The organism is Belliella calami (assembly GCF_022549695.1).
In the GTDB taxonomy this organism is placed as follows: Bacteria; Bacteroidota; Bacteroidia; order Cytophagales; family Cyclobacteriaceae; genus Belliella; species Belliella calami.
In genome coordinates this window covers 69,266-92,473 of the sequence record NZ_JAKZGS010000015.1, presented here as the reverse complement: position 1 = coordinate 92,473, position 23,208 = coordinate 69,266, and the positions used below count along the sequence as shown (strand labels likewise).

Sequence of the window (23,208 nt, the reverse complement as noted above, 5' to 3'; positions counted from 1 at the left end):
GCAGATTGTATAGGTGCTAAAACCCATTTATTCTCACTTTCGAGAGCTCAGTTTAAGTTCACTTGATTTTAGTCCCTTTCCTTTAACCTTAAGTTTAATCTCGCCAGCTTCTTGGGTGGATTGTACAATCACTACAAGCTTACCATTGAAAACCTTCATCGTCGGTAAGTGGAACATTTCCAAAGAAGTGGCATCACCGTTGCATACAGCCCTGAAAGAGCCTTTTCCAGTTACTTCAAAATCCAATCTATCCATCGCATCAGGGACTGGAATTCCATCTTTGTCCACAATCGTAGCTGTTACAAAACTCAAGTCATCACCATTTGCATCGAGTATTCCCCTGTCTGCATCCAATATGATCTGATGGGGCTTTCCTGCTGTCTTGATAGTCTTTTCAGCTACAGCATTTCCAGAATCATCCAAAGCTACTGCCCGGATCTCTCCTGGCTCATAGACCACATCCATCCACATCAACCTATAACGATTGAGATTTGAGGTGCTGTCTTTCTTTTGGATTCCTTGACTTTTTCCATTTACAAAAAGCTCTGCCGAATTGTGATTTGTATAGACAAAAACAGGAGTCTTCTCCCCTTCTCTTCCTTTCCAATTCCAATGGGGAAGAATATGTAAGGTCTCATCTTCAGTATTCCATCGACTTCTATAGAGATAGTATCTGTCTTTTGGAATTCCTGCCAAGTCCAAAATCCCAAAATAGGAACTTCTAGATGGCCAATAATCATCATAAGGTGTGGGTTCTCCCAAGTAATCAAATCCAGTCCAAACAAATTCTCCTAACACCCAAGGCTTATCATCTTGCCACACAAAATCATCATCTGGAATATTTGACCAACTACAATATTCCAAATCATATGAAGAGCTCTGCAGGTCGTCATAAACCTTGTTTGGTCCTTTTTCTACTGGAAATTTGTAAACACCCCTCGAACTCACGGTGGAGGCAGTTTCTGAACCCAAAATAAATCCTTGTGGAAACAATTCATATGCCTCTTCATACAACGGCAACCTATAATTCAGCCCTGGAATATCCAAAATTGCTCCGAAACCATTAGCCATTACACTTTTTACCTGATCCATTCCTACGGTCACAGGGCGTGTAGGATCTTCTCTATGAAAAATATCCTGAATCCATTTGGCTCGCTTCACCCCTGCGCTTCCATGCTGATCTGGAACTTCATTTCCTGCACTCCACATGACTATACTTGGGTGATTTCGTGTAGCATGTACCAAATCAACAATATCCTTCTCTGCCCATTCATCAAAGTAAAGGTTGTATCCATTTTTGACTTTTGGCTTCTTCCATTCATCAAAACTCTCTGCCAAAAACAAAAAGCCCATTTCATCACACAATTCTAACTGCTCTATAGACGGCATATTATGAGAAGAGCGGATTGCATTGACTCCCAAGTCTTTCAGTAATGTCAATTGACGCTTCAAAGCAGCTTTATTGATCGCTATCCCTAATGGACCTAAATCGTGATGAAGGCAAACACCTTTGAACTTCACTACTTCTCCATTCAATTCAAAACCTTTTTCTCGACTATAATTGATGTGTCTTACACCAAAATCAATGTCTTCTGTGTCTTTCAAGACTCCATCTTGGTGAAGTTCCAAAGTGGCTGTATACAAATAAGGTGAATCAATATCCCAAATTTCTGGATTGATTATGGAAACACTCTGCTCAATTTCATCCCCAAACCTTTGGGATACGCTATTCTCTGCTACAATATTTCCTTTTGCATCTTTGATAAAAGTTTTGATCGCGACATTATCACCTTGAACTTGAGATTTAATGTTGATTTTCGCTAGTTTCTGGTCAATAAATGGTGTTGTGATATAATGTCCCCAATGTTTGAAACTTACTTCATCTTTCACTATTAGCCTCACTTTTCTATAAATTCCTGCCCCAGGGTACCATCTTGATGAAAAAGCGTGATTTTCCAACCTAACAGCAATCACATTTTCTTCCCCAGCCTTCAAAGCATCTGATACATCAAAATAAAAATAGCTGTAGCCATAAGGTCTGTTACCTACTTTTACTCCATTTACAAATACTTCTGCGTTGGACATAGCGCCATCAAAAGCCAATATCATCTGCTTACCTGAATTAGTTTCATCGATAGGAAGCATCGTCCTGTACCAACCAACGCCTATAAATGGTAATGCTCCAGTTCTTCCTGTCTTTTCTGTGGCAACAGTTTCATTATTCTGCTCAATCCGCACAACCTGTTTATCAATTTCCTTGTCAAAAGGTCCTTTTATAGCCCAGTCGTGAGGCACTGTTACTTTCTCCCATGATGTATCATCAAAATTTACCCTATCAGCTTCATTATTCTCACCATGATAGAACTTCCAATCCTTCAAATCGATGATTTCTCGAGTCTGACTATAGGTCTGAAAACCTATAATCAAGAGAAAACTAACCAACAATAAACTGCTTTTCATATATATCAAATAGAGTCAAAACTGGGTAACAACCTACCTTTTAGAAATTCTTCAAATTTTATAAGGAGATTTAAAGCAAGGAGGATTTTTTCCCGAAGGCTAAAATATTTAAATAGAAATACAAAACTATCCTGTAGTTTCTTTTTCTGCTGAAACTCCAAAAGTTTAAGTGTTATTTGTTGATAAAAATTAAAAACAGAACAAACATAAGATTTCACAACCTGTATTGTATTATTCCGGATTTCCATATAAATAAAAAAACAGGAGAATGTCTCCTGTTCTTTATATGAAAACTAAACCAACTATTATTTAACTACCACAATTAGAACAAAAATAGTATTTAAAAATAATATTCAAAATATTTTACAAAAAAAGTGTATGAACACCTACTTTTTGTTGCTTACCTTATACAAGATACCAAGAGCCAAAGCTTGTGAATATTGAATTCCCGGATCCATATCAAAATCGTACACATTGATACTTGTAAATGTTACATCCACGAATCTTGTGATTTTGGCAATCAATGTAACATCCAGTCTGTGGTCGATGGTTTTGAAATCCAAAGTTTCGTAATTGGCAAACATTTGATACCTGGATTTGATAGTCAAATTCTCTGTTATTTCTTTATCAAATGTAGCATACAATTGCAAAGCAAGCCATTCTGTTCTTACAGTCTGACCATCAGGAACTCCATAATTGGACGGGACATTTTGGATAATAGTAGGATCAGTCACAAATGTGAATCTAGGTGAAAATGGAGCAATCCTTAAAGCAAAACTTTCATTAGGTTTGTATTCCATACCTATCCCAGAAGTCAGGAATGCCGGAGCAAAGAAACCTGAAATAAGGGATCTTTGATCATCTGGACCGTATTCGAAACCATCTGTAAACTGTGTCATAAAATTCAATGAACCAAAGTAAGACCAACTTCCGCCAGCCTTATAGCCAACTTTGGAGTCTAAGAAAATCCTATCATTAGACTTCCTAACTTGTTGGCCTTCATTTTTCACAATTCCATACATCAATTCCACCTGATTGTCCCAACTTAGTTTTCCTTTTGCATAATTCGCTTTGCCAGCTGCAATAGAGCCAAATGCAATAGAATTAACACCCCCTGCCTTCCAGTTTCCACTAAACGCCGCTTGGTTGAAATTCAAGCCAACACTGAATTCATTTGTCCAGTAAGTCGTGTCCTTTACAATCAATTGTGACAATGAATCAACAGCATCCAAAGAATCCAAATCTTGGCTAAAACCTTGATTGACAATAAATAAACTAAGAAAGATGGTAAATAAATTTTTCATCGAAAGAAAATTTGAGTTAAAATTGAAACAAAAATGATGATAAATTATAAAGAATAAAATTAATTGAAGGTTCTTTTGACTTATACTACTTAAAACTATGATTTGGTTGATTGCAATGCAAAAGTAATTTTCATATCAAATCCATATAACCCCATATAGAGATCATACTTTTCATAATAAAATTTTGAAAAAACAATCAAAAAGGTATGATATTCGTTTAGTGTTCTGAATACTTTATTAAACAGGCTCATACCATGCAAAAGCTATCTATAATCACATTATTCCTGATTGTTCTTACACTGTCATCATGTAGTTCTATAGAATTATTCAAAGAACGTACAGAAATAAAACCTTATAAAGAATATACTTCTTTTGTTATAGTCAATAAAGAAATCGGTTCTTCTAGTTTCAAAGATGAGTTGATAGATGCAAAAGTAGCAAACGAGCTTGAAGTAAAAATGAAAGAACTTGGTCTCACCTATGACAGCAAGTCACCAGATTTGGTGATCCGATATAGCTCTAATGAAGATCCGAGGCAAAAAGAAGTTTACAACAATCAATATCCAATGTGGGGAATGCGCGTTTGGGATCCATGGATGTTTGATCCGAGATTTATGGGAAGACAAAATATGGTTTCTACAAAAAACTACGAGTTGCTTCAATTAATAGTAGATTTTATTGACCCAAAGCAGGATAAGATGCTAATGACCATCACAGCAGTAAGTGAAGCTAGTGGTACTAAAGCCAAGAATAAAAATCTAATAAAATCTGCCGAAAAAGTCGTAGGAGCATATAAAGTGCATATGAAAGAAAATTAAATTCAATCTTAATCACAATCTCGATTTTAGGTGATATTAACTAATTACATGAGATTACTATCCCCTCATTTAAATTTTATATTAACATAATGTTGTTTTCTATTTCAATTAATGTATTTTTGTATAAAATTTAATGTATTTCAAAACCACTATTATGCACTTCAATGCTTAAGATAGTTCTAATTGACGACGATCCTATCAGTACTTTCGTGACTGAAAAGCTTATTTCCAAAAATATAAAAGTTCCGTTTAGGATATTTAAGTTTCAGAGTGCTACTGAGGCTTTGAAGGACATTTCAAATATCCATCCAAATTATTTGTTTTTGGATTTGAACATGCCTGAAATGACAGGGTGGGACTTTCTTGAAGAATTTGAACCAGACGATTACAAACCAGAGGTTTATATCCTTAGCAGCTCGGTTGATGAACGAGACATTAACAAAGCGAACAACTACTCATTGGTCAAAAAGTATCTTTCCAAACCATTGATAAAGAAGTATATCAAAACGATTTTCAGCTAAAAAAGGCACTAAATCAAAATTATCGATGTGATTTTTATTTTTTTGCTTAATTGGATAAACTTGCCACTGATTCTTGAGTTATATCTTAAAGAAATAGATTTAACGCATTAAAATATGGCAAGAGCAAATTTAAAATTGATCCAAGCTTTTAGAGGGACTATTGATAAATTAAAAAATGGAGCCTCATACCAATGGGGTCATATGGGTGCTTGCAACTGTGGAAATTTAGCACAAGAAATCACCAAATACTCAAAAGGCGAAATCCATAAATATGCAATGCAGAGACATGGGGATTGGAACGATCAATTGATCGACTACTGCCCCACAAGTGGGTTGCCTATGGATGAAGTGATAGATCAACTTCTCGAGGCAGGACTTACAGTTTCAGATTTGGCACATTTGGAAAAACTCTCATCACCCGAAGTTTTAAAAGAAATCCCACTTCCCAGAAGGCACTCCCTAAAAAAGAATGTCAAGGAAGATGTGATATTTTACATGGAAACTTGGGTTAAGATTTTAGAAGAAAACTGGATTCAACAACAAAATATCAACCTGAAAATCAACAACATCAAAACTCTTCAAAAAAATAATGAAGCTGAGGTATTGGCATAAATAAAAATTTTCCTGTATTTAGTAGTCACCTAAAACAATCAATCAATTTAGCAACTATTTACTATCAGAAAATGGACGATTTAGAAGATGAATTTGAAGATTTTGATGATTTCGAAGATGATGATGATGAGTTTGCTGAAGAATTCCAAGACGAGGTCTATGACTTGGATGAAGACAGTGAATTGATCGATGACAGCCTCTTAGATTTCGATGATGATGATGATTTTGAAGATGACGACTTCGAAGACTTGGACGATGAATTAGATTAGTTGTCCATTGAAAGCAGAACACTATTTGGGTTCTGCTTTTTTTACTTTCCATTTTGCTGAAATAGTATTGTGTGCTATCTTGCACAAAATTTCAATGAAAAATCTCTAATTTTAATATACCATGCTATTACAAATATTCAATTCACCTATCGCATCAGGAGCACAGTTATTTCTTCTTATCGTTTGTATTTTAATTGGTCTTGGTGCTGGAATCTCAGCTGTAGATGTAAGAAGCACACTATTCAAGAAAAAAACAGAAGATAAGCATTAATTAAATAATGATTAATCAAAATCAAAAAAGGCTCCTAATGGAGCCTTTTTTGATTTTGATTAATGAACATTTCCCATCAACTTTTTGATCGGTCTGCTAAGGAGAAGCAATAAAACGCCAGCTCCTACAACCGTAGCCACAATCATCATATATTGACTTGGCATCGCTTGCAAGGCTTCCTCAGATCCACCGCTTACTTCCCCAGCAATCATTCCTGCAATAAGATTCCCCAAAGCCACAGAAATAAACCACATTCCCATCATTTGGCCTTGATACTTTTCTGGAGCCAACTTGGTCGTCAAGCTAAGGCCTACAGGACTCAAACTCAATTCCCCAAATGTATGTAATAGGTAGGTGAAGATTAACCAAGTTGGTGCTGCCAATTCTCCCGTAGCAGCGATTTTGGCTGCAAAAAACATAACCAAGAACCCAACTCCCAAAAGCAATAATCCAAAGGCAAACTTCAAAGGGGAACTTGGTTCTAAGTTTTTCCTTCCCAACCACACCCACATTGCTCCAAAGAATGGTGCAAACAATATGATAAACATTGAATTAATGGATTGGAAATATCCTGTAGGTATCTCCCAGCCCATGAAACTTCTATCAGTAAATCTTTCTGCAAACAAATTCAAGGAAGATCCAGCTTGCTCAAATCCAGACCAAAATAAAGCTGCAAAAATAATTACAATAAATATTGCCCAAGTTTTTCTCTTTTCATCAGGTGTCAATCCTCCCAAAAACAAAACATAACCAAAATACAGAAACGTGACTGCTGCAATTATATAAAGTGAAATATTTGCAATGGCAAAAGCATCAATAGGAATCACTCCCATAAACATCAGGATTATCACTACTATTGAAATCATCAAGGTAAGCGTAGAATATTTAATCATTCTAGCTCTTGATGTCTGCTCCTCTGGAGTAATTGCTTTGACATCTTCCCCTTTTCCATCAAGGTACTTTCCTGTCAGTCTGTATTGAATCAATCCAATAAACATCCCCAATCCAGCCAAACCGAATCCTAAATGCCAGTTGTAAACTGCCAGCGTGGAACATGCTATTGGGGCAATAAAAGCACCTAAATTGATCCCCATATAAAAAATCGAAAAACCAGCATCTCTTTTGCTGCTTCCTGCCGGATAAAGCTGGCCCACAATGGAACTGATATTTGGCTTCAACAACCCTGTACCAACCACTATCAAAATCAAGCCAAGAAAGAAGGAGTTAATATCCAAACTTGACAATTCTGTGATTTCAGAACTATGGTCAGAAAAAAGATGGACCATGCCGGGTACTGCCATCGTAAAATGACCAATCGTAATAATAATTCCCCCATACCAAACGGACTTTTTCAATCCAAACAACCTATCTGCAAACCATCCACCAGGCAAAGCCAATAAATAAACCCCCATAGTGTAAAGTCCATAAATTGCTCCACTCGTGCGATCATCGAACCCTAAGCCACCACCGATAATGGGGGTTGTCATAAAAAGAATCAACAATGCACGCATGCCATAATAACTGAACCTTTCCCACATTTCAGTAAAGAATAAAGTCATTAGACCTTTGGGATGTCCAAAAATAGTTGGGCCATCTATTACCTCCTCTCCAAGAGATTTTAAGGAATCATTAGGGATTTTTTCCAATTTGATAGAATTATGTACGCTTAAAATAAATTTACAAGCTACAATAATAACAGATTTTTTTTACTCTAGCTAAACGCCATTTTGAATAATTATATCGACCGTGTAATATTCAACGATTTCTTCCAGATTCTTCAAAAATAAAATAAAAATAAAAAAATTTCAGAAATTTAAGAATGGTGTTTAAAGGCTACGTAATCGATTGAAAAGTAAAAAAAAGGCATTTTTAAATAAAATAAGACTAGTTAATTACATATCTTTGGGCATTGAAAATAACCCAAATAAAACTAAATAAATATGCAAGAACTAGAGCTCAAGTCAGCCAAAAAAAGCTTGTTTGGACTAGGAATTCAAACTAAGGCAAGTGCAAAGTGGAATCTCACACCTGCAGAATTGGTCGAGCATGCACTTTTCAACAAAGAGGCAGTACTTACCGACACTGGAGCTTTGATGGCCGACACCGGTGCATTTACTGGTCGTTCCCCAAAAGACAGGTTCATCGTAAAAGATTCCAACACTGCTGAGAGTGTTTGGTGGGGCGACATCAATATCGCTTTTGATGAGGTGAAATTTGATAACCTTTACAGTAAAATGGTCGATTTTTTGGCAGACAAAAATCTCTATGTCAGGGAAGCTTATGCGGGAGCTGATCCAAATTACAGGCTAAACTTAACCGTAGTTAATACATTAGCATGGCAGAATCTGTTCTGCTACAACATGTTTTTGAGACCAAGTGCTGAAGAACTTCAGAATTTTGAAGCTGATTTCACTATTATCTGCGCTCCGGAATTCGAAGCTGATCCTGAAATCGACGGGACCAGACAAAAGAACTTCGCAATCATCAACCTTACCAAGAGAGTGATCCTTATAGGAGGTACGGCTTATGCTGGAGAAATGAAAAAGGGGATTTTTTCTGTTTTGAATTACATTCTACCCCATGAAAAGGGTGTGCTTTCAATGCACTGTTCTGCAAATGCTGGAAAAGATGGAGATACAGCTATTTTCTTTGGCTTGTCAGGAACTGGAAAAACCACCCTCTCTGCTGATCCTAACAGGGGTTTGATTGGAGATGATGAACATGGTTGGACTGAAGACACGATCTTTAATTTTGAAGGTGGCTGCTATGCGAAGGTTATTGACCTTTCTCGCGAAAAAGAACCAGAAATATGGGATGCAATCAAGTTTGGAGCAATTGTAGAGAATACAAGGTTTCATGAAGGTACTAGAACTGTAGATTACACCAATAATAGTGTAACCGAGAATACCAGAACCGCATATCCAATCAACCATATCAAAAATGCAATCGAACCATCTATATCAGGAATTCCAAAAAACATCTTCTTTCTGACAGCAGATGCCTTTGGTGTGATCCCTCCGATATCCAAACTAAATAAGAGCCAAGCAATGTATCATTTCATTTCTGGTTATACTGCCAAAGTAGCAGGTACTGAAGTCGGAGTAACAGAGCCAAAGACTACATTTTCGGCTTGTTTTGGCGCGGCATTCCTTCCTCTTCACCCAACGAAATATGCTGAATTGTTTGGTGCAAAAATGGAAAAACATCAAGTAAATGTATGGCTCATCAACACTGGCTGGACTGGAGGACCTTATGGTGTAGGTTCTAGAATGAAACTGAAGTACACAAGGGCAATGATCACAGCAGCATTGGAAGGTAATTTGGATGATGTTTCGTACAGAAAACATAGTGTTTTTGGTGTAGCTATACCAGAATCCTGTCCTGATGTCCCGGTTGAAGTATTGAGTCCTCGTGCAACTTGGGACAATAAAGAAGCTTATGACAAAAAAGCAAGAGAACTTGGTGCGGCATTTATCCAAAATTTTGAGAAATACAAAGATTTTGCAACGGATGACATCCTAGCAGGATCTCCAAACCTATAAACGAATTGACCCTATAGGAAGTAAACCCAAAGAAAGGAGTGCAGCAGCACTCCTTTTATTTTTGTGAAATTCAAAGGCTGTCTTGGCAAACTTTTCTTATTTTTGTGAAAATAAAATTATATAAATGAAGACAGCAGAAATACATACCCCTAAGGGAGTCATGAAAGTAGAGTTTTATGAAAAAGACGCTCCTAAAGCAGTTGAAAACTTTATCAAATTATCCAAAGAAGGATTTTACGATGGATTGACTTTCCATAGAGTTATCCCTGATTTTGTTATCCAAGGAGGCTGCCCCAATGGAAATGGCACTGGTGGACCAGGTTACAAAATTGACTGTGAACTCACTGGTGATAACCAATATCATGACCGCGGTGTATTGTCCATGGCACATGCAGGAAGAAATACTGGAGGTTCCCAATTCTTCATCTGCCATAGCCGAAAAAACACAAGCCACTTAGATAGAAACCATACTTGTTTTGGCAAAGTTGTAGAAGGGTTAGATGTGATTGATGATATCAGAGCAGGAGATTCAATCGACAAAATTGTCATTAACGAAACCGAATAATATCCATTGATTTACAATGTATAAAAAAAGACCTGAACTTGATTTTCAGGTCTTTTTTTGTATTATACTTATGCATGAATAGCTACTTATCACCAGCAATTTCAGTATTCAAAGCTTTATCGTGATTTTTAGAACAAACCAAAAATACAGTCTCAAAATCAAGAAAACAAAGCCCCTGCTATAGTAGCTGTCATCATGCAGGCAAGTGTAGCTGCAAATAATGCTTGCATACCTAACTTCGAAAGATTTCCTTGTTGATTTGGAGCAATGCTTCCTATTCCTCCTACTTGGATTGCAATAGAGCTAAAATTAGAGAAACCACATAATGCATAGGTAGCGATCACAATAGATTTTGGCGATAACCCTCCTGCCTCTTTCATATCCGCCAAACTTAGATAGGCCACAAATTCATTGATTACAGTCTTTTGACCTAGTAGAGATCCTACTTGCAGTGTCTGACTCCATTCTACTCCGATCACCCATGCAAACAAGCGAAAGACTTGTCCTAGAATGTACTCCAAAGAAAATCCTGAAAACTGTCCATCAGTGGATGATATTACAAAAGCATTCAACCCTGTCCACTCACCTATCAATCCCGAAAGAATAAAATTCAAGGCAGCAATCACAGCTATAAAAGCCAAAAGCATCCCTCCTACATTCAGGGCCAATTTGAGACCTTCTGATGCACCTATTGACATCGCATCTATCAGATTGACTCCCATATTTTCTTGGTTGACTTCAAGCTTATCATTGACAGCTTCCTTTTGGGTTTCGGGAATCATGATTTTTGACATTACGATAGCTGCAGGAGCATTCATGATACTAGCACCTAAGAGATAAGCCGCAAATCGACTTTGCTCTTCTAGGCTTTCACCTCCCAAAAATGCCACATATCCTGCCAAAACTCCACCAGCAATAGTTGCCATTCCTCCAGTCATCAAACACATCAACTCTGATTTTGACATCGTAGGAATAAATGGCCTAACCAAAAGAGGCGCCTCAGTCTGTCCCAAGAAAATATTTCCCGCAGCTGAAAGGCTCTCTGCTCCGGATAACCTCATCGTTCTGGACATTGCCCATGCAATACCAAACACGATTTTTTGCAATACGCCTAGATAGTACAAACCCGCAGATACAGTCGAAAAGAAAATAATGGTTGGCAATACTTGAAATGCAAAAATAAATCCAAAGGAATTAGTTGCCAGATCCCCAAAAATAAAGGTAGCACCAGCTTCGGAGAAACTTAGAAACTTCACAAACCCCCTACTTACAGTAGCGAAAATGGAGGCTACAAATTCAACTTTTGTAATCAAATAGCCAAAAATAGCCTGCAACAAGACTCCTATTCCGACCAATCTCCAATCCACTGCTTTTTTATTGGAAGAAAAAATGAATGCTACAAGTAGCAGAACTACTATCCCTAGTAAACCTCTGAAATAATCCATTTGAATGAATTTTGGCTAAATTAAACTTGTTGAATAAATATGCGATAAATATAATTGATTTGACACAATAATCTAAAAAAGAAAAGCCTGGTTTTGACCAGGCTTTTCTTTAATTAGTTTCGCTTGTTGATCTCATCCCTTATTCTTGCAGCCTTTTCATAATCTTCACTATCAATGGCCTTTTCCAATAACTGATTCAATTTATCCAAACTAAAATCCTTATAAGAATCTCCGGAAGTGGATTTAGCAGTAGAAGGAGCATTTCCTTTTGGAGATCTTGAAGATTTTTGCTGAGTGATTTTCCCATCCTCTTCATTTACCTCAATAGAAGCTTCAGACATCACTTTGGATGTACTATAAATAGGCGCTTCAAATCTCACTGCGATAGCGATCGCATCTGATGGTCTGGCATCTATTTCGACTACTTTGGATTCATTTTTACACAAAATTTTTGCATAAAAAACACCCTCCTGCATTTCCGAAATCAGTATTTGATCAATAGAAAAATTAAAGCTACTAGAAAAAGATTTGAACAGATCATGTGTCATGGGCCTGTTGGGAATAATCTTCTCTATTTCTATAGCAATTGCCTGAGCTTCAAACATTCCAATCACGATTGGAAGTCTCCTACGTCCATCTACTTCTCCCAAGACTAGCGTAAAGGATCCAGACTGAGAGTTATTCGATGTAAGCCCAAGAATTTCTAATTCAATAGTTTTGTCCACAAGATTTATTTTATTGCTTTTAAAGCTTCAGTTAGTTTGGGAATTACTTCAAATGCATCACCAACTATTCCATAATCTGCCGCTTTGAAAAAGGGTGCTTCTGGGTCTTTGTTGATAACAACTATGTATTTTGAAGAATTTACACCTGCAAGATGTTGAATAGCGCCCGAAATTCCAACTGCTACATACAAAGTTGGGGCAACTTTTACTCCTGTTTGTCCTACGTGCTCGTGATGAGGCCTCCAGCCAATGTCAGAAACTGGCTTGGAACATCCAGTTGCAGCACCCAATTCTTTGGCCAAATCTTCAAGCATACCCCAGTTTTCTGGTCCTTTCATACCTCTACCACCGGATACAACAATATCTGCTTCTGGAAGTAAAATCTCTCCTGTTGCTTTATCAGTAGAAGTAATGCTTGTCGCAAAGTTAGCTTCATCTATGGATAAGCTCACAGATTCAACATCCGCTTCTGCGCCATCTGTCAGAAGATCTACTGCATTTTTCTTCACCGCCAAAATCTTATGGTCTGTATTGATTACCGTTTCAGCAAATGCTTTTCCAGTATAAATACTTCTTTTTACTTTATAACCATCGCTTGTCTCTGGTAAATCTACCACATTGGAAACTAAACCTGCGTTAAGTTTTATTGCCAACCTTGCCGCTACTGCGTCACCCAAGGAAGATTTTGCCAATACAAGTGTATTTGCACCAACTTGATTGTAAACTTGCGCTACAGCATCTGCATGTGCTTGGATCACGCCTGCAGTTAACTTATCATTTGCGTCATGTATTATTTTGCTTGCTCCTGCTATCCCTGCCTTTTTCAACTCTCCTGAATCGATAGCACCCAATGCGACTGCTATGACATCACCTCCCCCTATTTTGTCCGATAATGCTTTACCATAAGAGACTGCTTCCAAACTTGTTTTTTTGATGGCACCTTCTGCGTGCTCTATATATACTAAAATTGACATATTATCTTGATTTATTGTTTATAAGAAAGATTTATTAAAGTACTTTGGCATCGTTTTTCAACAACTTAACAAGTTCTTCAACATTGTCTTTATCAACTAATTTTACCGCTCCTTTTGCTGGAGGAAGTTGAAACTGCATTACTTCAGTGGCTGTGCTCTCGTCAACCGGCTCTACGACATTCAGAGGTTTTGTTCTGGCAGACATGATTCCTCTCATATTTGGGATTTTCCACTCAGCTATTGGCTCTTGACATCCTGCTATAAGAGGTAAACTTGCTTCCAAATATTCTTTTCCACCTTCTATCTCCCTGGCCATTTTGACTGTAGTCCCTTCTATTTCCAACTTCATAACTGGAGAAATGGACGGTATCCCCAACATTTCACCCACCATTCCATGTACCATACCGCCGTTAAAATCAATAGACTCTCTACCCATTAAGATAAGGTCATAATTATTTTCTTTAGCTATTGCAGTGATTTGCTTGGCTACAAAAAGTGAATCTTTGGGAAAAGAATTAACTCTGATCGCATCATCGGCACCTATTGCCAAAGCTTTTCTCAAAGTAGGTTCTGTCTCTGCTTCTCCTACGTTCAATACAGTAAGCGTTGCATTCAATTGCTCCTTCAGCTCTACTGCTCTTGCAAGTGCATAGTCGTCATAAGGACCAATGATAAACTGTACGCCATTCTTATCGAATTTCGTGTTATTATCGGTAAATTGAATTTTGGAAGTAGTATCCGGTACGTGCGTAATACAGACAAGAATTTTCATTATGTATATTTAGGTTATTTAATTTATTTAAATTGCGTGAATTTAGTGATTAAGCCTTTAATTAAAAAAAGAATTCATGAGCAATTTGTCCCGCATCGAAACTCTCAAAAGTTATGCAGAACTGGAGCCCGAAAATCCCTTCAATTGGTATGCCCTAGCTTTGGAATTCAGAAACAATGATCCTCAAGAAGCACTTCAATACTTTAATAAACTCTTAATTGACTACAAAGTTTATCTTCCAACTTATTATCATGCTGCATCTTTATGCGCAGAGTTGAATTTGATTGAAGAAGCAAAAAAGATTTATGAAGATGGTATTGCCCTTGCCAAAGTACAACAAAATTCACACGCGCTTGGGGAACTTCAAAATTCTTACCAAAACTTTCTTATTGACCAAGATTTATTCTGATTTCAGACGAATTTCACAATTATTTTGCCTAATTGCTGTCCTGATTTCATCCTATCAAAAGCAGCTACTGCTTTCTCTACAGAGAAAATCTGATCAATTACAGGTGTGATTTTGTTAACTTCTATGAACTTCAGCATATCTGAAAAATCAATATCAGAACCCATTGTACTACCGATCAGGTGTATTTGATTCCAAAATATTTTCCTGGCATCGACTTCCTTTGGATTTCCCTTTGTTGCTCCGTAAAATACGATACGCCCTCCTGGCTTGGTAACTTGAATCAAATTCCCCAAAGTATCCCCCATCGCGCTGTCAATGATCAAATCAAATCCTCCAGTAAGCTCTAGCGCTTCTTTAGCCCAATCTTCCTTTTTATAATTGAAACCACCTTTTGCTCCTAGTTTTATGGCCACTTCCAATTTATTCTCAGAACTGCTGCTAACATACACTTCCGCTCCATTGGCCAATGCGTATTGAGCTGCAAATTGTGCAACTCCACCTCCAAAACCGGTCACCAATACTTTTTCTCCTTTTTGCAATCTTCCTTGAACCATCAATGCTCTGTAAGCTGTCAATCCCCCTAGAGGCAGTGCTGCAGCTTCTTCCCAATTTAAATATTCAGGCTTCGGTTGGATTCTGTCTAACTTTACTTTCACGTATTCAGCCAAAGTTCCATTTTCAGGCATACCAAGAATCGAAAAATCTTTGGATTGTGCATGCTCGTTATCTCCCCAATGATTGGCTGGGTTGATGATCACTTCCCTTCCAATATTCGATTGATCAACATCAGCACCCACTTCAAAAACTACTCCTGCACCATCAGAACCCATTACAATACCATTCTTCAAACCTGGATATAAGCCTTGTCTACACCATTCATCCCGATGGTTGAGTGCTGCAGCATGTATTTTCACAAGCACTTCATCTGGTCCAATCTTAGGGATTTCAATCTCCGAAATTTCTATTTTATCTTCCAGTGTGGTATTTAGAACTATTGATTTCATCATTTTGGAAAGGTTATAAAGGTTGTAAGGTTTTAAGAGCTTGTCCGCCGCGGCGGATTGAAAGTTTCTTGGATGGAAAACTGATTATAAGTTTGATGAGTTATCGGTTGATCAGGGTAAAGTGATTTTCAAGTCATTTCGACCACTAGCAGCCAGTATTTAGAATTGCAAAGAGATCTTTCTCTCCTGTCCATATGATTCTATCTCTCACCTTTTTCGTTTATCATTTCTGGCACCTTTCTTCAACTATGCGATCTATTGTCGTGTCCTTCATTTAATTGACTCTTTTTTCTTACATCTTAACATTTTGTCATGTCCTGAAATTCGTTGACACTTTTTTTATTGACTTCTCTTTATTTTCGATAGCCTTTCAATTGCCTCCCGATAAGGATGCGGGACAGGCTTTTCAGGGCAAACGTTCAACTGAAATCTTTTTAGACATCGGGTCTTGACCCGATGCTTGGATCATAAGCCCTTTCAGGGCATGTTCGTGGTTATTGCCTCTCGTTTCACTGAGGTCTCACACTCTTGTTTCAAATATTGTGTCTTGGTTCTTGACTCTAAAATCTCACATCTAAAATCTCTCTTCTAAAAAGGCGCTGGCTCGTCGCTGCCAAATCCTCCTGGGAATGGAGCATCATTATCCCCTCCGTTTGCTTTTGATTGTAGGCGAATGGTGTTTCCTGAATCGAAATCTTGACCTCCTGCACTGCTTGGGAATTTACTTCCATAAAGTGCATCTTGTGGTTTGTAAGGTACGTTCATTTCCAAATCGGTAAATCTTGTGTACTTACCGATAAACCTCAATTTCACGGTCTCCAAAGAACCATTTCTATGCTTGGCGATAATAACTTCACCAACCCCCATGGTAGAGTTTCCATCTTCATCTTCGTTGATTCCATAATATTCCGGTCGATAAAGAAACATTACCATATCTGCATCTTGCTCGATGGCTCCTGATTCCCTCAAATCCGAAAGTTGTGGTCTCTTGTCTCCTCCCCTTGTCTCCACAGCTCTAGATAACTGGGAAAGTGCTATCACAGGGACTGCCAATTCCTTTGCAATCATTTTCAATGACCGGGAAATACTTGCAATCTCTTGTTCACGGTTTCCTCCTCCTCCACTTGACTTGGAATCTCCAGACATCAGCTGCAAGTAATCGATTACGATCATCTGTATATCATGTTGGGCTTTTAGTTTTCTACATTTTGCCCTCAATTCCAAAATTGACAATGCAGGAGTATCATCTACGAAAAGTGGAGCTTTTGAAAGTTTGGCAGTTTTATGGACTAATTGCTCCCATTCATAATCTGCAAGATTTCCTTTTTTGATCTTCTCGGAATCCAACTCAGCTTCTGAGGAAATCAACCTGTTCACTAACTGAACTGAGGACATTTCCAGAGAAAATATCGCCACGGGTCTTTCGTGATCCACAGCTGCATTTCTTAAAACAGAAAGAACAAAGGCTGTTTTACCCATCGCAGGTCTTGCTGCGATGATCACCAAATCAGATTTTTGCCAACCTGAGGTAACTCTATCCAAAGCTGTAAACCCACTTGGAACACCTGTCAAACCATCTTTTTGACCTTTCCTAGCTTCCAACTCCATAATTGCAGCTTTCATGATCGAGCGCATATCGGAATAATTCTTTCTGATATTTTTCTCCGAAATCTCAAAAAGTGACTGTTCCATTTTGTCCAAAAGTTCAAAAACGTCGGTGGTATCTTCAAAAGCTTCTTTTTGAATATCTGAAGCTATTCGGATCATGTCACGCTTCATAGCCTGCTCTGTGATAATCCTGGAGTGAAACTCAAGGTTGGCTGCCGAAGAAACTTTTGAGGTCAATTCAGTGATAAAAAATGCACCACCCGCCATTTCCAATTTGCCTTTCTTCCTAAGCTGATTGGTGACGGTCAACAAGTCAATAGGTTGACTTTCGGTAAAAAGATCGATGATTGCATTGTATATTTCCTTGTGGGCTTCTTTATAAAAACTCTCTGGTCTCAATATATCAACTACTTGGGTCAATGCATCTTTCTCAAGCATCAATGCACCCAATACTGCCTCTTCCAACTCCACTGCCTGAGGGGGCAATTTACCCACTCCTGATATGCCTGCTAAGTCTGGCTTTCTTCTACCTGCCAACCTATCTTTTCCTTGTATTTTATTGTCTGCCATATAGACAAATGTAGTCTGTTTATCAATAAGGTTTTGAACAATTTATGCACGAGTTATCAACACCCCTCTTAAATAACGGAGAATCAATCCTATAATATGCATCCGCTTGATTTAAAAAATCGCGAGTTATTTCGGGGTATCTGCTCTCTTAATTTTTTTAACCTTTATATTTGAATGACAAACCATAGCTATGGAAAATCTCGATTACGCTCGTTTACAAATGGCCTTCACCCTAGGCTTTCATATAATATTTGCCTGTATTGGAATGGTTATGCCATTTTTTATGGTGGTTTCTCATTACAAATACTTGAAAACCAGAAACCCTGTTTACAAAAAACTAACAAAGTCATGGCTAAAAGGGGTTGCGATTTTTTTTGTGACAGGAGCTGTTTCTGGCACTGCGCTGTCTTTTGAATTGGGAATGCTTTGGCCTGAATTCATGAAACATGCGGGGCCAATCATAGGAATGCCATTTTCTCTCGAAGGAGCAGCCTTTTTTGTGGAAGCTATTGCATTGGGTTTTTATCTTTATGGATGGGACAAATTACCTGAGAAGTTCCATTGGTTTACCGGAATAATCATAGGGGTCTCTGGTGTCGCTTCAGGCATTCTAGTAGTATCAGCCAATGGCTGGATGAATGCACCTTCTGGTTTTGACTATATCAATGGGGAATTTACAAACATTGATCCTGTCAAAGCTTTTCTAAATCCGGCATGGTTCACACAGGCGCTTCACATGACCTTGGCTGCTTTTGTGGCTACAAGTTTTGGCGTTGCTGGTATTCATGCTTATCAGATTTACAAAAACAGGAATGTTGACTTACACAAAAAAGCATTTAAAATTACAATTATTATAGGCACTGTAGCGGCATTTTTGCAACCAATCAGTGGCGATATCTCTGCCAAAGATGTAGCTGAAAGGCAACCTGTCAAACTTGCGGCCCTAGAGGCTCATTTTGAGACGCAAAAAGGCGCACCGCTGTATATAGGAGGTATAGTAGATGTAGAAAAACAAAAGGTGACGCATAAAATTGCTATCCCAAAAGCCCTTTCTTTTTTGGCTTTTGGAGATTTTGATGCTGAAGTAAAAGGACTCAATGATTTCCCTAAAGAAGAACATCCCCCTGTAGCCATTGTACATTATGCTTTCCAAATCATGGTTGGCTTAGGTGTTGTATTGATGCTGGCAGGATTGATTTACCTTGTCAGTCTCAAGAAGAAAAACTGGGAGAAAAATAAATATTATTGGTTGCTTTTTGTGCTAATGGCTCCACTTGGATTTGTAGCGATAGAAGCAGGATGGGTGGTCACTGAAGTGGGAAGGCAACCATGGATAATCCATCAAATCATGCTGACCAAAGATGCTGTAACCCCTATGCCTGGCATGAAGTATAGTTTCTATTTCTACTTATGCATGTATTCCCTGCTGGCTGTCACTGTAACTTGGCTGATGAACCGTCAAATCAAAGCCCTTAACCAAAATCCAAACTGATCATGCTTTATGTAGTTTTGTTTTTCCTTCTTTTTTCACTGCTCTTGTATGTCATGCTCGGTGGTGCTGATTTTGGGGCTGGAATTGTAGAATTATTTGCTTCACGCAAAAACAGACCCCACACCAGAGATATCATTTATAGGGTCATCGGACCAGTATGGGAAGCTAATCATATTTGGCTTATCATCATGTTGGTGATTCTTTGGGTTGCATTTCCCGCTTACTTCAACATTATGGTCGTCTATCTCCACATACCTCTCACATTGGTATTACTTGGGATTACGATTAGAGGGGTGGCTTTTGTTTTCAGACATTATGATGCAGTCATTGATCAATCACAATTTTGGTATAATTGGCTCTTTAGAATAGGGAGTTTTATCACACCAGTTTTTTTAGGTTTGTCCTTTGGGGCATTAATTAGTGGCAAAATCATCACTTTGGAAGCGTATCCAGACTCAAATTTCTATGATTTCTTTATCCATCCATGGCTGAATCTTTTTGGGCTATTGGTAGGCTTATTTTATGCAGCACTTTGTGCCTTTCTTGCAGCAACACTTTTGATTGGAGAATCAGAGGGAGTTGCAAGAAACCACTTTAGTAAAAGCTCTGCCATTTTCACCATCACGCTTGTCCTTTTGGGGTTTGTCCTGTTGTTTTATGGCTATTTAAATGATATCAAATTCGTTCGTGATTTTATAGAAAACCCCATTGCAATCCTTTCGGTTGTAATTTCCGGAATATTACTGTTCCCATTGTGGAAATTCATCAGGGCACAAAGACGGATAGCCAGTCGCAACATGGCAGGCATTCAGGTTGTACTTATTCTCTTCGCTGCTATTGTTACGCATTTTCCTTATTTTATCATTACAGCTGATAAGGAAATAAGTTTGCTTGAAAACATGGCACCTCAAGCCACAATCACAAATTTGGGATGGATGTTGATTATCGGTGGGGCTGTTATCTTACCGGGGTTGTTTCATTTGATGAAATCTTTCAAGATGATAAAGGTTCTGGAAAAATCTTAATCTTTGTTTTACAATTAGTTGAATTAGTTGAATTAGTTATTGGTTGACTTGGCAAATAGTTTATTGGTTAATGGTAGCCATGCAGGTTTAAACTACGGATGTTTGTTAGGCTAGCGACAAGAATACATCTTTGTATACAAAACAATACTAATCATTTATTGCAATCCGATTTGATCATTTCGTTGAGATTGAAGGTTAAAAAGAAATTTACAATTATTAATTACAAGTAATTAAAAGCATGTCTAAAAAGTATCATTTCATAGCAATTGGTGGGGCTGTAATGCACAATCTAGCACTCTCCATGGTCAAAAAAGGATATCTCGTAACAGGATCAGATGATGAAATCTACGAACCATCCAGAACTAGGCTGGAAAAAGCAGGGATTTTACCAAAAGAAAAGGGATGGTTTCCAGAAAAAATCTCAGAAGATCTTGACGGAATCATCTTGGGGATGCATGCTCGGCAAGAAAATCCAGAATTGATCCGAGCACAAGAACTTGGGATCCCGGTATATTCGTTTCCAGAATTTATCTACAATCAGAGCAAGGAAAAAAAGCGAATAGTTATCTCAGGAAGCCATGGTAAAACGAGTATAACCGCAATCATCTTGCATGTCCTGAAAAGTGAGGGTATTGATTTTGATTATTTGATAGGGGCCCAAATTGAAGGCTTTGATTTGATGGTAAAATTGTCAGATGCTCCAATTATCATCATCGAAGGAGATGAATATCTAACCTCTCCTTTGGATAGAAAACCGAAATTTTTCCATTACAAACATGATATTCTTTTGATGTCTGGAATTGCATGGGATCATTTCAATGTATTTCCAACCTTTGAAAATTATGTGGAGCAGTTTGAAAAACTTGTAGAAATGACTCCTCCTACCGGTACATTTATCTATTGCGAAAAAGATCCAATTGTAAAAAGAATTGGAGAAGGTTGCCAAATAGCAGGCGTTAAGTTACAGCCATATAATTCCCATCCCAGCAATATAGAAGGGGGGAAAACCATACTTCAAACTGAAAAAGGGGAAATCCCAATCCACATCTTTGGGGATCATAACCTTCAAAACCTGCAAGGTGCTTTGTACATCTGCAATAGCATCGGAGTAAGTGCTGAAACATTCTATAAGCATATCCAGAGTTTCAAAGGCGCGGCTAAAAGACAGGAAATCTTAGCAAGCTCCGATTCCAGTATTTTGTACAGGGATTTTGCGCATGCTCCCTCCAAACTCAAAGCAACCGTAGAAGCTGTGAAAAACCAATTTCCAGAAAGAAAGCTGATTGCTGTACAGGAGCTGCATACATACAGTTCTCTAAACAAAGAATTTATAGATAATTATGCACATACCATTGATATGGCAGACGAGGCAATTATCTATTTAAACCCAAAAGCTGTATCTTTGAAAAAGCTGGAATTGATGGATGAAGAAACCTTAAGAACAGGCTTCCGAAGAAAAGACTTGAAACTTTTTACCGACATCTCCCTTTTGAAAGCTTACCTTGAAGAACAAACATATCTCCATACCAACCTTCTTTTGATGAGTTCAGGGAATTATGACGATATGGATCTTACTATATTAAAAAACAAAATCAATCAAAAACGATAAAATGAATTTAAATCTAAAATCTCCAATTGCCTTTTTTGACTTGGAGGCCACAGGCATAAATATTTCTACCGATAGAATTGTAGAAATCTCCATCGTAAAAGTTCATCCTGGAGGGAAAGAAGAAATCAAAACCATGAAGATCAACCCGACAATCCCAATTCCATTGGAATCGTCATTGATTCATGGCATTTATGACAAAGACATTAAAGATTCCCCTACTTTCAAAGAGGCATCTCAGGAACTACACCAGTTTTTTGTAGGTGCTGATTTGGCTGGATTCAATGTATTGAAATACGACATCCCATTGTTGGTAGAGGAGTTTTTGCGTGCAGGGATTGATTTTGACATTGAGAAAAGGAATTTACTTGATGCTCAGAAAATCTTCCACCTGATGGAAAAAAGAAATCTGAGCTCTGCCTATAAATTCTATTGTGGGAAAACTTTGGAAAATGCTCACAGTGCAGAGGCTGACACTATCGCTACATATGAAGTGTTCAAAGCACAGATTGAAAGATACAATGGAGAAGAAGCTGCTGATTTGTTGGGCAACAAACTGGGGGTTTTTGAAAATGACATGAAAAAAATCCACACCTTACTCAACGAGAAAATGGTTGACCTAGCTGGAAGGTTCATTTTCAATGGTGAAGGAGAAGAATGCTTTAACTTCGGCAAACATAAAGGAAAAACAATTGCCCAAGTTCTAAAAGAAGAACCTTCCTACTACGACTGGATGATGAAAGGTGATTTTCCTTTAGACACCAAGAGAAAATTCACACAGGTGAAGTTGAGGAGTTTCAATAGGGGGTAGATTGAGGATTGGAAGATTGGAGGATTGGAAGATTACAAAATTGGCTGACGCAATAGAAGATCTATTTGATATCTTTTGATTTAGAAGTTGGAAGGTTGGAAAGTTGCAAAGTTGAAAGGTTGGCTGACGCACTAAAATATCCGCTTGCTATCTCTTTACTTTGTATTTCATACTTCTTTCAAAAGATTGGAAGATTACAAAATTGGCTGACGCAATAGAAGATCTATTTGATATCTTTTGATTTAGAAGTTGGAAGGTTGGAAGGTTGGAAGGTTGAAAGGTTGGCTGACGCACTAAAATATCCGCTTGCTATCTCTTTACTTTGTATTTCATACTTCTTTCAAAAGATTGGAAGATTACAAAATTGGCTGACGCAATAGAAGATTCTTTTGATATCCTGTTGGT

General features: G+C 37.9%; 21 protein-coding genes. 12 read left to right on the top strand and 9 right to left on the bottom strand.

All coding sequences use genetic code 11. The annotated features are described in order from the left end of the window. Positions 1 to 33: 33 nt before the first annotated feature. Both MM236_RS15605 and MM236_RS15600 read right to left on the bottom strand, forming a co-directional pair. Positions 34 to 2,460, bottom strand: a complete 2,427-nt coding sequence (locus tag MM236_RS15605; RefSeq protein WP_241275924.1) for a DUF4982 domain-containing protein — start codon at positions 2,458 to 2,460, stop codon at positions 34 to 36. Between the two features lie 386 nt (positions 2,461 to 2,846). Further along, positions 2,847 to 3,764 (bottom strand): DUF3078 domain-containing protein, encoded by a 918-nt coding sequence (locus tag MM236_RS15600; RefSeq protein ID WP_241275923.1) that lies wholly within the window; start codon positions 3,762 to 3,764, stop codon positions 2,847 to 2,849. A gap of 254 nt (positions 3,765 to 4,018) precedes the next feature. On the opposite strand from MM236_RS15600, the gene MM236_RS15595 reads away from it, so the two are divergent. From MM236_RS15595 to MM236_RS15575, 5 genes are all read left to right on the top strand, one after another. Then, positions 4,019 to 4,582 (top strand): DUF4136 domain-containing protein, encoded by a 564-nt coding sequence (locus tag MM236_RS15595; RefSeq protein ID WP_241275922.1) that lies wholly within the window; start codon positions 4,019 to 4,021, stop codon positions 4,580 to 4,582. Positions 4,583 to 4,746: 164 nt separating this feature from the next. Further along, a complete protein-coding gene (locus MM236_RS15590; protein ID WP_241275921.1) occupies positions 4,747 to 5,103 on the top strand; it encodes a response regulator in 357 nt (118 codons plus the stop codon). Positions 5,104 to 5,217: 114 nt separating this feature from the next. Then, a complete protein-coding gene (locus tag MM236_RS15585) occupies positions 5,218 to 5,715 on the top strand; it encodes a hypothetical protein (protein ID WP_241275920.1) in 498 nt (165 codons plus the stop codon). Positions 5,716 to 5,786: 71 nt separating this feature from the next. Then, on the top strand, positions 5,787 to 5,984 hold the full coding sequence (locus MM236_RS15580) for a hypothetical protein (protein WP_241275919.1): 198 nt from the start codon (positions 5,787 to 5,789) through the stop codon (positions 5,982 to 5,984). 121 nt (positions 5,985 to 6,105) lie between these two features. After that, the gene (locus MM236_RS15575; protein WP_241275918.1) at positions 6,106 to 6,255 is read left to right on the top strand and encodes a hypothetical protein; all 150 of its coding nucleotides are present in this window, start codon (positions 6,106 to 6,108) and stop codon (positions 6,253 to 6,255) included. 59 nt (positions 6,256 to 6,314) lie between these two features. Here MM236_RS15575 and MM236_RS15570 read toward each other — a convergent pair whose 3' ends face one another. Continuing rightward, the gene (locus MM236_RS15570; RefSeq protein WP_241275917.1) at positions 6,315 to 7,901 is read right to left on the bottom strand and encodes a peptide MFS transporter; all 1,587 of its coding nucleotides are present in this window, start codon (positions 7,899 to 7,901) and stop codon (positions 6,315 to 6,317) included. Between the two features lie 294 nt (positions 7,902 to 8,195). Here MM236_RS15570 and pckA point away from each other — a divergent pair, with 294 nt between their 5' ends. Both pckA and MM236_RS15560 read left to right on the top strand, forming a co-directional pair. Continuing rightward, positions 8,196 to 9,797, top strand: a complete 1,602-nt coding sequence (pckA, locus tag MM236_RS15565) for a phosphoenolpyruvate carboxykinase (ATP) (RefSeq protein ID WP_241275916.1) — start codon at positions 8,196 to 8,198, stop codon at positions 9,795 to 9,797. 124 nt (positions 9,798 to 9,921) lie between these two features. Next, complete coding sequence (locus MM236_RS15560; RefSeq protein WP_241275915.1) at positions 9,922 to 10,362, top strand: peptidylprolyl isomerase; 441 nt, start codon at positions 9,922 to 9,924, stop codon at positions 10,360 to 10,362. A gap of 158 nt (positions 10,363 to 10,520) precedes the next feature. Here MM236_RS15560 and MM236_RS15555 read toward each other — a convergent pair whose 3' ends face one another. The 4 genes from MM236_RS15555 to MM236_RS15540 form a co-directional block, all read right to left on the bottom strand. Continuing rightward, positions 10,521 to 11,807, bottom strand: coding sequence for a NupC/NupG family nucleoside CNT transporter (locus MM236_RS15555; protein ID WP_241275914.1), 1,287 nt, complete (start codon positions 11,805 to 11,807; stop codon positions 10,521 to 10,523). Positions 11,808 to 11,920: 113 nt separating this feature from the next. Further along, positions 11,921 to 12,532, bottom strand: a complete 612-nt coding sequence (locus MM236_RS15550; RefSeq protein WP_241275913.1) for a bifunctional nuclease family protein — start codon at positions 12,530 to 12,532, stop codon at positions 11,921 to 11,923. Positions 12,533 to 12,537: 5 nt separating this feature from the next. Next, positions 12,538 to 13,506 (bottom strand): electron transfer flavoprotein subunit alpha/FixB family protein, encoded by a 969-nt coding sequence (locus tag MM236_RS15545; protein WP_241275912.1) that lies wholly within the window; start codon positions 13,504 to 13,506, stop codon positions 12,538 to 12,540. A 34-nt stretch (positions 13,507 to 13,540) separates the two neighbouring features. Continuing rightward, complete coding sequence (locus tag MM236_RS15540) at positions 13,541 to 14,278, bottom strand: electron transfer flavoprotein subunit beta/FixA family protein (protein WP_241275911.1); 738 nt, start codon at positions 14,276 to 14,278, stop codon at positions 13,541 to 13,543. Between the two features lie 76 nt (positions 14,279 to 14,354). On the opposite strand from MM236_RS15540, the gene MM236_RS15535 reads away from it, so the two are divergent. Next, entirely contained in the window at positions 14,355 to 14,687 is a 333-nt protein-coding gene (locus MM236_RS15535; RefSeq protein ID WP_241275910.1) for a tetratricopeptide repeat protein, read from the top strand. A gap of 2 nt (positions 14,688 to 14,689) precedes the next feature. On the opposite strand, the gene MM236_RS15530 is transcribed toward MM236_RS15535, so the two are convergent. Both MM236_RS15530 and dnaB read right to left on the bottom strand, forming a co-directional pair. After that, positions 14,690 to 15,691 carry a zinc-binding dehydrogenase gene (locus MM236_RS15530; protein ID WP_241275935.1) on the bottom strand — a complete coding sequence of 334 codons (1,002 nt, stop codon included), beginning with the start codon at positions 15,689 to 15,691 and terminating at the stop codon, positions 14,690 to 14,692. Positions 15,692 to 16,279: 588 nt separating this feature from the next. Further along, positions 16,280 to 17,869: a replicative DNA helicase gene (dnaB, locus tag MM236_RS15525; RefSeq protein ID WP_241275909.1), complete on the bottom strand. Its 1,590-nt coding sequence runs from the start codon at positions 17,867 to 17,869 to the stop codon at positions 16,280 to 16,282. A 190-nt stretch (positions 17,870 to 18,059) separates the two neighbouring features. Between dnaB and MM236_RS15520 the strand changes: the two genes are divergently transcribed. The 4 genes from MM236_RS15520 (at position 18,060) to MM236_RS15505 (ending at position 22,803) form a co-directional block, all read left to right on the top strand. After that, the gene (locus tag MM236_RS15520; RefSeq protein ID WP_241275908.1) at positions 18,060 to 19,361 is read left to right on the top strand and encodes a cytochrome ubiquinol oxidase subunit I; all 1,302 of its coding nucleotides are present in this window, start codon (positions 18,060 to 18,062) and stop codon (positions 19,359 to 19,361) included. A 2-nt stretch (positions 19,362 to 19,363) separates the two neighbouring features. After that, positions 19,364 to 20,386, top strand: coding sequence for a cytochrome d ubiquinol oxidase subunit II (locus tag MM236_RS15515; RefSeq protein WP_241275907.1), 1,023 nt, complete (start codon positions 19,364 to 19,366; stop codon positions 20,384 to 20,386). A gap of 238 nt (positions 20,387 to 20,624) precedes the next feature. Next, positions 20,625 to 21,995: a UDP-N-acetylmuramate--L-alanine ligase gene (locus tag MM236_RS15510; RefSeq protein WP_241275906.1), complete on the top strand. Its 1,371-nt coding sequence runs from the start codon at positions 20,625 to 20,627 to the stop codon at positions 21,993 to 21,995. A gap of 1 nt (position 21,996) precedes the next feature. Further along, positions 21,997 to 22,803 carry a 3'-5' exonuclease gene (locus MM236_RS15505; protein ID WP_241275905.1) on the top strand — a complete coding sequence of 269 codons (807 nt, stop codon included), beginning with the start codon at positions 21,997 to 21,999 and terminating at the stop codon, positions 22,801 to 22,803. Positions 22,804 to 23,208 lie beyond the last annotated feature (405 nt).